The sequence below is a fragment of the Corynebacterium sp. HMSC29G08 genome (assembly GCF_001806875.1).
In the GTDB taxonomy this organism is placed as follows: Bacteria; Actinomycetota; Actinomycetes; order Mycobacteriales; family Mycobacteriaceae; genus Corynebacterium.
The window spans coordinates 1-8568 of record NZ_KV786274.1 but is presented as its reverse complement, the minus strand read 5'-3'; the positions used below and the strand labels follow the sequence as shown (position 1 = coordinate 8568).

9 protein-coding genes and 4 pseudogenes are annotated in these 8568 nt (G+C 59.6%); 10 read left to right on the top strand and 3 right to left on the bottom strand.

The window, feature by feature from the left end:
- Together HMPREF3101_RS12480 and HMPREF3101_RS10600 are read left to right on the top strand one after the other, a co-directional pair.
- Positions 1 to 191 (top strand): annotated as a pseudogene (locus HMPREF3101_RS12480) (arsenical-resistance protein); the annotation flags it as partial.
- Between the two features lie 9 nt (positions 192 to 200).
- Positions 201 to 614 (top strand): arsenate-mycothiol transferase ArsC, encoded by a 414-nt coding sequence (locus tag HMPREF3101_RS10600; RefSeq protein WP_256365758.1) that lies wholly within the window; start codon positions 201 to 203, stop codon positions 612 to 614.
- Positions 615 to 665: 51 nt separating this feature from the next.
- Here the strand turns inward: HMPREF3101_RS10600 and HMPREF3101_RS10595 are convergent, their stop codons facing one another.
- Complete coding sequence (locus HMPREF3101_RS10595; protein WP_070465430.1) at positions 666 to 1880, bottom strand: ATP-binding protein; 1215 nt, start codon at positions 1878 to 1880, stop codon at positions 666 to 668.
- A gap of 369 nt (positions 1881 to 2249) precedes the next feature.
- Here HMPREF3101_RS10595 and HMPREF3101_RS10590 point away from each other — a divergent pair.
- A pseudogene (locus HMPREF3101_RS10590) lies at positions 2250 to 2885 on the top strand (arsenic resistance protein); the annotation flags it as partial.
- A gap of 23 nt (positions 2886 to 2908) precedes the next feature.
- Positions 2909 to 3118 (top strand): annotated as a pseudogene (locus HMPREF3101_RS10585) (low molecular weight phosphatase family protein); the annotation flags it as partial.
- A gap of 698 nt (positions 3119 to 3816) precedes the next feature.
- On the opposite strand, the gene HMPREF3101_RS10580 reads toward HMPREF3101_RS10585, so the two are convergent.
- Positions 3817 to 4323 carry a GNAT family N-acetyltransferase gene (locus HMPREF3101_RS10580; protein ID WP_070465427.1) on the bottom strand — a complete coding sequence of 169 codons (507 nt, stop codon included), beginning with the start codon at positions 4321 to 4323 and terminating at the stop codon, positions 3817 to 3819.
- Positions 4316 to 4657, bottom strand: coding sequence for an HAD family hydrolase (locus tag HMPREF3101_RS12475; protein WP_070465425.1), 342 nt, complete (start codon positions 4655 to 4657; stop codon positions 4316 to 4318). The genes HMPREF3101_RS10580 and HMPREF3101_RS12475 overlap by 8 nt, the downstream gene beginning before the upstream one ends.
- An 85-nt stretch (positions 4658 to 4742) precedes the next feature.
- Here HMPREF3101_RS12475 and HMPREF3101_RS12470 point away from each other — a divergent pair.
- The 6 genes and pseudogenes from HMPREF3101_RS12470 to HMPREF3101_RS10540 form a co-directional block, all read left to right on the top strand.
- A pseudogene (locus HMPREF3101_RS12470) lies at positions 4743 to 4970 on the top strand (glutaredoxin family protein); the annotation flags it as partial.
- A 385-nt stretch (positions 4971 to 5355) separates the two neighbouring features.
- A complete protein-coding gene (locus HMPREF3101_RS10565) occupies positions 5356 to 6501 on the top strand; it encodes an ImmA/IrrE family metallo-endopeptidase (protein WP_070465422.1) in 1146 nt (381 codons plus the stop codon).
- A complete protein-coding gene (locus HMPREF3101_RS10560) occupies positions 6502 to 6951 on the top strand; it encodes a DUF4411 family protein (RefSeq protein ID WP_070465419.1) in 450 nt (149 codons plus the stop codon).
- A gap of 179 nt (positions 6952 to 7130) precedes the next feature.
- Positions 7131 to 7391: a hypothetical protein gene (locus HMPREF3101_RS10550; RefSeq protein WP_070465412.1), complete on the top strand. Its 261-nt coding sequence runs from the start codon at positions 7131 to 7133 to the stop codon at positions 7389 to 7391.
- Between the two features lie 85 nt (positions 7392 to 7476).
- A complete protein-coding gene (locus tag HMPREF3101_RS10545; RefSeq protein WP_070465410.1) occupies positions 7477 to 7962 on the top strand; it encodes a hypothetical protein in 486 nt (161 codons plus the stop codon).
- 269 nt (positions 7963 to 8231) lie between these two features.
- Positions 8232 to 8495, top strand: a complete 264-nt coding sequence (locus tag HMPREF3101_RS10540) for a hypothetical protein (protein ID WP_070465407.1) — start codon at positions 8232 to 8234, stop codon at positions 8493 to 8495.
- Positions 8496 to 8568 lie beyond the last annotated feature (73 nt).

Here is an 8568-nt window from a genome sequence, read left to right as displayed (position 1 = left end):
CGGCGGGCAACAACTTCGAGTTGGCCATCGCTGTGGCCATCGGTACGTTCGGCGCCACGTCCGCCCAGGCGTTGGCGGGCACCATCGGTCCGCTTATTGAGATCCCTATCCTCGTCGGCCTCGTCTACCTCATGCGCGGGGTCGGGCCGAAACTGTTCCCGGGTGATCCCACCTTGCCCAAGGTGTCCTAAGGAGACGTTGTGAAGCCTTCAGTCCTGTTTGTGTGCGTTGGCAACGGCGGCAAATCCCAGATGGCGGCGGCGCTCGCCGAGAAGTACGTGGGTAGCCAGCTCGGCATCCACTCCGCAGGTACCAAACCTGGTACGTCGCTGAATCAGGAATCGGTCGAGGCGATCGCAGAGGCCGGCGCCGACATGTCGCACGGTGCGCCCAAACCTATCGATCCGGAATTGCTGCGCAGCGTTGATCGCGTCGTGGTGCTCGGCGAAGACGCGCAGGTGAACATGCCCGACGACGCCCGCGGCACGCTGGAGCGCTGGCGTACCGACGAACCCTCGCTCCGCGACATCGAAGGCATGCAACGCATGCGTCTTGTGCGCGATGACATTGACAATCGCGTGCAGGCGCTTATCGACGAGATGTTGGGGCAGTAACTACCAAGCGGGGGCGACGGGTAGGAATTTCAGTAGCTTTGTTACGAAGCGCTAGTCTAGCGCTGCGCCCGCCAGCACCTCGATGGCGTCGCGCCACGAGACGTGGCCGGTGTCGGGGGCGAAGCGGTCCGTCGTTACGAGGACGCAGCGGGACCCGGTGGGCAGGGTATCGAACGGCGCGAGCTCGCGCGCGAGCGTTGCAGGCTCAGCCACCGTGAGCGCCACCTGGACGAAGAGCGTGCGCTGACCGTCATTGGCGATGAAATCAATCTCCCCACCGGGTACCTTGCCGGTGGAAACCTGGTAGCCACGGCGGCGAAGCTCCAGATAGACCATGTTCTCCAGGTCGTGGCCGAAGTTGAACGCGCGGGAGCCGAGCAGCGCGGTGCGCAACCCCGGGTCGACGAAGTAGAACTTGCCGTTGGTGCTCAGCCACCGCTTGCCCTTCGTGTCGTAATCCCGACACTGATAAATAAGGTGTGCGTCCGACATCAGGCCGAGGTAGCGGTCCACGGTTTCACTCGACGCCTTGAGTCCCTCGTGCTTGAGGTGGCCCACGATGCGATTCGTGGACACCGGGTTGCCGGCGTTGTCGAAGAGGAAGCGGGCCACGCGCAGGAAAGCGTCGGTGTCCCTGATCTGGCCGCGCAGGCAAATATCGCGGGTGAAGATGGAATCGAAGAGTGAGGAGTTCGCCTGACGAATCACCACCGGGTCCGCGAGCTGCACCGTAGCGGGGAAGCCACCGATGGTGACCCACTCCTGAAACGCGCGATCAAGGCCCGGTCGCTCGTCCGCCGAGTAGCGGAACTCCATGAACTCCGCCAGGGAAAGCGGCAGCATCGGGATCTCGATGTAGCGCCCCGCCAAATAGGTCAGCGACTCGCCAACGAACAGGGAGGCGTTGGAGCCGGTCACGCAGATCTCCAGCTGCTCATTGAGCCGCAGTGAGTTGATCACGCGCGCCCAATCCTCCAGTTCCTGCACCTCATCGACATGGAGGTAGCGCAGGCCGGCTGCGATGCGTTCCTTGACGGCATCGTGGAAAGCGTTCGGTTCCCGCAGCGCTGCGTTGGCTTGGTCCTCGAAGTTGATCACCATGATGGCGTCTTCCGGGGTGCCGTGCTCGCGCAGGTGGCGACGGTACAACTCTAGGAGGGTCGATTTTCCGCAGCGGCGCACGCCGGTGATGATGCGCACGAAGTCGTTATCGGTGACTGCCAGCAGGTTATCCAGGTACTGCTGCCGTGGGTGCAGGACTCTCATAGATTTCGAATATACCTGAAATTCACGCCGGAATTGAGCATAGTTTCAGGTATACCCGAAATCTGGGCCAAGCAGGCCACCAGTGCATTGTGGGCCCTTGCTTTACGACGCCCCTTCGACCTGCGCCCGCAACCCATCGATAAACACGTCCACGAGCCACCCCTGCTACGCGTGAACACCTTCAGCTCCGGTCCGGACGGGGTGCCGGTGGCGGTGGCGGGGCCGGAGCCATGGTGCGCAACCGTGACGCGGTCGGCGCGATCGCGATCGGTGAGGGCGGTGCCACGGTCTACACCGCTTCCGGTAACGGTGCACCGTACGTGCAGATGCTGGGTGTTTAGTAAGCGGAACGGAACCCAGGACGCTTCAGTCGCTATCAACTCGGTGTTCCAAGTGGTCATGTTCGGGGTGCTCGGCTGGTTCTACCTGCAAATCCTGCCGAGCTGGCTGGGTTTGGAGACCACCTCGGTGGAGTTCTCCTTCTGGGCGATCGTGTCTTCCGTGCTGGTCTTTTTAGGCATCCCACTGTTGGCCGGGTTGCTGTCTCGCATCATCGGCGAGCGCACCAAGGGCCGCGACTGGTACGAAAACACCTTCCTGCCCCGGATCTCCCCGCTTGCGTTGATCGGTCTGTTGTACACAATCGTCCTGCTCTTCTCGTTACAAGGCGACCAGATTCTCTCCCAGCCGTGGACGGTGGCACGGGTGGCTATCCCGCTGCTGTGCTACTTCGTCGGCATGTTCGCCATCGCGCTCGTGGTGTCCAAGGCATCCGGGATGGGCTACGCCCAGTCCGCGTCCGTGTCCTTTACCGCGGCGGGCAACAACTTCGAGTTGGCCATTGCTGTTGCGATCGGCATCTTCGGCGCCACGTCCGCCCAGGCGCTGGCGGGCACCATCGGACCGCTTATTGAGATCCCCATCCTCGTCGGCCTCGTCTACCTGATGCGCGGGGTCGGCCCGAAACTGTTCCCGGGCGATCCCACCTTGCCCAAGGTGTCCTAAGGAGACGTTGTGAAGCCCTCAGTATCGATCCGGAATTGCTGCGCAGCGTTGATCGCGTCGTGGTGCTCGGCGAAGACGCGCAGGTGAACATGCCCGACGACGCCCGCGGCACGCTGGAGCGCTGGCGTACCGACGAACCCTCACTCCGCGGCATCGAAGGCATGCAGCGCATGCGTCTTGTGCGCGACGACATTGACAATCGCGTGCGCTCGCTTATCGACGAACTCCTGTAGCTCCCTAGTACGCCGGGATCATCGGGATTCGCTGCTTGTTGCGCAACCTCGGGCGCTTCGGTGGCCTCACCGGAAAACCTGTGTGTCACCCGCAGCGCCTCGTGGGCACCGACACCATCGCTTTTACCCTCCGCGGGGCTTCCCCCAGAGTTGTCGGCTTAGATCTGTCCGCTGAGTCGCTCAACTACGCTTGCGACTTCGCCGCCCAGGCCGACGCTGTCGTGGATTTTATTCAGAGCAACGTCTACGACGCCAGTGAAGCTCACTCGGGAGGTCGAGGATAGCTACGTCACCGGCCCGGGAGCCGAGGACAGCTGCGTCACCACCCGGGGCGCGCTGAAGCCCTAGGGACCTTTGCCTATCGACGATCCGTCGGTGGGCAGGCAAAGCCAAAAGGGCACGGGAGGCGATAGTCGAGGTTCACCGAAGGGTTGTATCTAAAAACCATCTGCGATATTCTCGTGTCCACACTGCAGCCGTTGACCCTCCATAAATCAGGAGAGAGCCGATGACTGCAGTTTTTCGTTATGCTCAGCTCATGGCAAACCACTCAAGAGTGGACACCAACGTGAAGGGGCTTCCTCGGTATCTAGCTAGTGTTCTGTTGAGGAGGGGCCCTCGCCGGTGGTTTTGAGTATCAATAACCGTGCGTGCCCCAATACCCACCGAACAGTCCCAACCAACGCGGACTTTCCCACCTAGGAGAGTCGGTATACCTCGTAGTCGCCGGGAACGCCCGCTCCGGGGACATGCGCAAGTCCGAGCCTCGCAGCTAGGCCAATCGACGCCTCATTCACAGGGTCGATGATGGCAACGATGGGGAGCGTCGGGAAGCGCTCGCGGGCGCTGGCAATCGCGGCGGCTGCGGCTTCCTTGGCGTAGCCTTGGCCTTGCGATTCGGATGCGAACCGGTAGTAGAGGTTCAGGACTTCTTCGCCGGCTTCCTCGCTGTGCCGTACCCCGGAAAAGCCAATGGTCGCGCCGTCGAGGGTGCGCACTGTGTAGTAGCCCAATTGCTGATCGGCCCAATTGTTCTGCCACGCGCGCGCAAGCTCGACAGCCTCATCGCGGGTCTTCATTGCCAGCTCGGGTCGGTGCTCGTAGGTGCGGGGATCTGAGTGAATCGCAAAAATGGCATCGATATCCGCATGTGTAGGCACCGACAACTCAAGCCGCGGGGTGTGCAGGGCAAACGCATCAGACATGGTGAGTCCTGTCCTGCCGCTCGCTCCACAACCGCCACAAAGAGAACTCACCCGCGGCACCCAGTACCGGCAGGGTGGACAGGCGTACGGCGCGGCGCACTGGACGGTAGTCGCGGATGGCCCAGCCTTGGGCTTTCGCGTGGCGGCGCAGCGCCCGGTCCGGGTTTACCGCCATGGGGGAGCCGACCATCTCCAGCATGGGGAGGTCGTTGATGCTGTCGGAGTAGGCGGTGCACTGCTTGAGATCGTGTTGCTGCAGTAGGTCCTCAAGGAAGCGGCGGAGGTTTCCTTGAGAGACTGACCATTGTGCAAGGAATTCCCGCTGTTCTGACATGGCGATCGTGACTCTTTCGGTGGCGGTGTTAGCGTGAGCAATCATACAACGGCGAGCGACGTAGGCACGATGAAGACGAGTTGCGATGAAGACGGTCGAGCTGATGGTGCGGTTCACGTGTGGTTCGTGCGAGCGGGTGGAGGCGCAGATTGCTCCGGGGGTGGAGATATGTGACACGGAGCTAGTGCTTGTCGACGTCGACCTGGACCCCGACAACGCCGCCCAATACGGCGATCGCGTGCCTGTTGTCGTCATTGATGGGGAGGAGTCTGCCTGCTGGGAAGTAGACAACGCAGACCTTGGAGCCGAGCTACTCTTTTCAACGCTGGGGGTTCTTTCGTTTTTATGTTGTTATGTTCGTTCCCGGTCCGTCGATGACGGGCGTAGCAGTGCACTCCGGGGGTGGGGCCGAGCTTCGCATCGACCCCTTCCCGTCGACCAACTCAGGTCAGCGCGGTGACGGTGCGGGCGACGCCGGAGTGCGAAGGAGTCCGCCAGATTGCAATAAGAAATCCAGCCCACACTCTGAGTTTGGCTCGGAGGCGGGCTGAACGATTGACATGAACCCTAGCATGAGCGAGGCTAGTTCCGCAGGCATGAAAACTCGTTTGTATCAATTTGATAGCTGTAGCTCCCCGGAGATGTTTGTCGGGCTCCTCCGCTAAGGTAAAAAATACGTACCTAGCGGGAGGTGAGTGATGACTGTTCGAGTCGACATTGCAGCATCGACGTTGCGTTGGGCCATACAGCGGACCGGCGTCACGGTTGAAGAACTTGCCCAAAAAAGCGATTTTCGGTTGGTCCGGCAATGGCTGGAAGGGGAGGTATCCCCGACGCTGCGTCAGGCTCAGCACTTGGCATCGCTTGCTTGTATCCCGTTTGGATACTTGCTTCTCGACGACCCCACGGATGACCAACCGGATTTTCCAGATTTCCGCACCGTAGACAGTAAGAAAGTAACCGAGTTCAGCCCGGAGTTGAAGGAAACGATTTACGCCTGTGAGCGGCGTTTGGGTTGGTACGCCGAATTTGCTCGTGCAGAAGGCATTGAGCCCCCACGTTTCGGTGGCGAATGGACATTACGTGATAACCCGGACGATGCCGTGCGTGCATTACTTCCTCAGCTCGCCGATGCTGGATGGAAGCCAGGCAGGGCGGCTACTGGTCGAGAGAATGTGCTGGAATTAGCGGAGGCAATTGAGCACTGCGGTGTCTTGGTGATGCGAAACTCCGTACTTGGAAATAACAACCACCGCAAACTCGACATCGACGAGTTTCGTGCTTTCACACTGCTCGATGGTGCTTACCCCTTGATCTTCATCAACGGCAGTGATTACAAAGTTGGGCAGTACTTTAGCCTTGCTCACGAGCTAGGCCACGTGATACTCGCTGCAGAAGGGCTCACTGGAGCCATGAACGATCATCACGATGTAGAGCGATGGTGTAACAGGTTTGCAGCTGCCCTGCTTCTGCCGCAGCATGCGTTGTTGCAGGAATGGGACAGAAATCCCGATCTGAAACACATCACTGAATGGGCATACGATGCGTACCGGGTAAGCGCGGATACGGCACTGTGGTCCCTTGTGGGGCAGCGCCGCCTTGGCAAACCACAAGTGCAGGAATTCCTTCGGCAACGTCCCTCGAACCCTACGCCTCCGATTGTTAGTGGAGGCGGTGACTTCTTCGTCACGTTGAAGTCTCGGCTGGGTGGCCGGTTCTTGGACACTGTAACCGGCGCATATGCAGATGGCGCAATTTCTCAAGAGGAAGCTTCGCGCCAACTGGGCATTGCAAAGACTGCGACGCTGAAGAATGCGGTTACTCGTATGCAGGAGGTCGCATAGGTGTACCTCATCGATACGAATATCGTGATCGGTGCGTTCAATCATCGTCCGCGGGATATTTTTGAATCGTACTGGCGGCAGTTCGATGCATTCTTTTCCGAAGGGCAATTTTATTTTCACCAGTCTGTAGAAAATGAATTGCTGAAACGCGATGATGAGAAGTCACAGTGGCTGAGAGACTTTGTCCCTAAGACGCAGATTCTCACTCAGACGCAGGAAGAAGTTAACTCCTATCGTGAGGTGACGCAGTGGGTGCGTGCTCGTAAGGATCATCCTTATAAAGAAAGTGCGATACGAGAGTTTCTGAGCGTCGCAGATTCTTGGGTGGTGGCTAGTGGGCATGCCCGAAGTTTTACCGTGATCACAAACGAGACCCCGAGCCCGAAGAAGCAAACACGGGTCAAGCTGCCTGACGCTGCTGATGGCGTGGGAGTGCAGTGCACACACTAGGAGCGGCCATATCTGGAACTGGGTTAAAGAGGACGCTGAGATCAAGTGGTTTGAGGGCCAGTCATCAGATGGACTAATCAATGTTGACGAACGGTTGAAGAAGTTGAAGGCGGGTTCGCTGACGATGATGCGCACGGACGATTTGACACCTACGGATGAAGTTTTGGCGGTGATTAGCGTTGATTGACGTTGCAGCACGGGCGGTGGAGCGCGCTAGGGAGGCGCTGCCCGAACGCCTGTGGTCTAACCGGGTGGTTGTTTACGGTGACGAGGCGATGGTAATGCCGGAGGAAACAGTGCCCATGGTGGTTGGTGACGCTCCCGCCTGGGTAACCCCTACAGGGGTTGTGGCTTTGCCTTCCAACGCTGATACGTGGCCGGAGTGGTACTGGCAGGTGTGTGAGGACGATTCCGCCTGGGTGACCGTCACGCAACACTGACCGCCACCCTGACTCCGCGATACTCCTCCCCGTTACCACCAAGACGTGGAACACCACCCAAGCCCCCAAGGAGGAGACAAACCACATGTCGGATGAAAACACCACCCCCGCAGACCTCGCACAGCAGGCCGCTGACAAGGCGCAGCAAGCCCAGCACGACACCGAGCAGGGCAACTACACCCAAGCCGGTGAACACCTAGGCGAGGCGCAGGCCAACGAGGCGGACGAAGCCGTAGACCTTGACGCGCTACGTAAGCAGCTCGCCCGATACGAAGCGGAAAACCGCAAGTTGAAGGACGAGAACGGCGACCGCCGAGTGAAGGCGAAGCAGGCGGAAGAACAGGCAGCGACGTTGAAGCGGAAACTCGCGCAGGTACTCGGTTTTGAACCGTCCGACGAAGACCCCGGGAAAAAATCAAGCAGGCCAAGCAGGCAGCGCAGGAACGCGAGAAGGAGCGCGACACGCTGCAGGCCGAACTCGACCGAATGCGCGAGGACAACACCCTACGCAAGCTGGCGAAGGAAAACGGGGCAGACCCCGACATGCTTGTGCCGTATCTCCGTGGTGTAGGTGATCTCCCGAAGTGGGGCAGCGACGAGTGGGACAGTAAGGCTGGCGAACTCGTCACCAACACGCTCAACTCATTCCCACAGTTCAAGGCGGGTGGGGTAGCACCCCGCACCAGCGGAACCCCCGCCCCACGAACAACAATGATGGCCGAATCCTCACCGCCGATGATCTCGACCGCCTGTACGCACAGGGCCAGTTTGAGGAAATCAACAAGGCAGTGGAGGAAGGCCGTATCAGCCGCTAAAAGTTTCCACTAGGAGGAACACACTATGGCAACTCCACAGTCCCACAAGAACTGGGATCCGGTAATCGGCCCGATTGTCGCGTCTGTGCTCATGCAGCCGCTCCGTCAGACTTGGGCATTCGCGCAGGAAGGCGTGACGAACCGCGACTTTGAGGGCGAAATCCGCGGTAAGGGTGACGAGGTTGTTGTCACCAACCTTAGCCGTTCCACCATCCGTAAGTACGACGAGTCCGAAGACATGGTTGTTGAAGACCTTGAGTTCGGCGACCGCAAGTTCAAGATCGACTAGGGCGATTACTTTAACTTCAAGATTCCGCTGGTATCTTCCTGGGGTTGCCCGCAAATCGTGGACACGTAGTGGA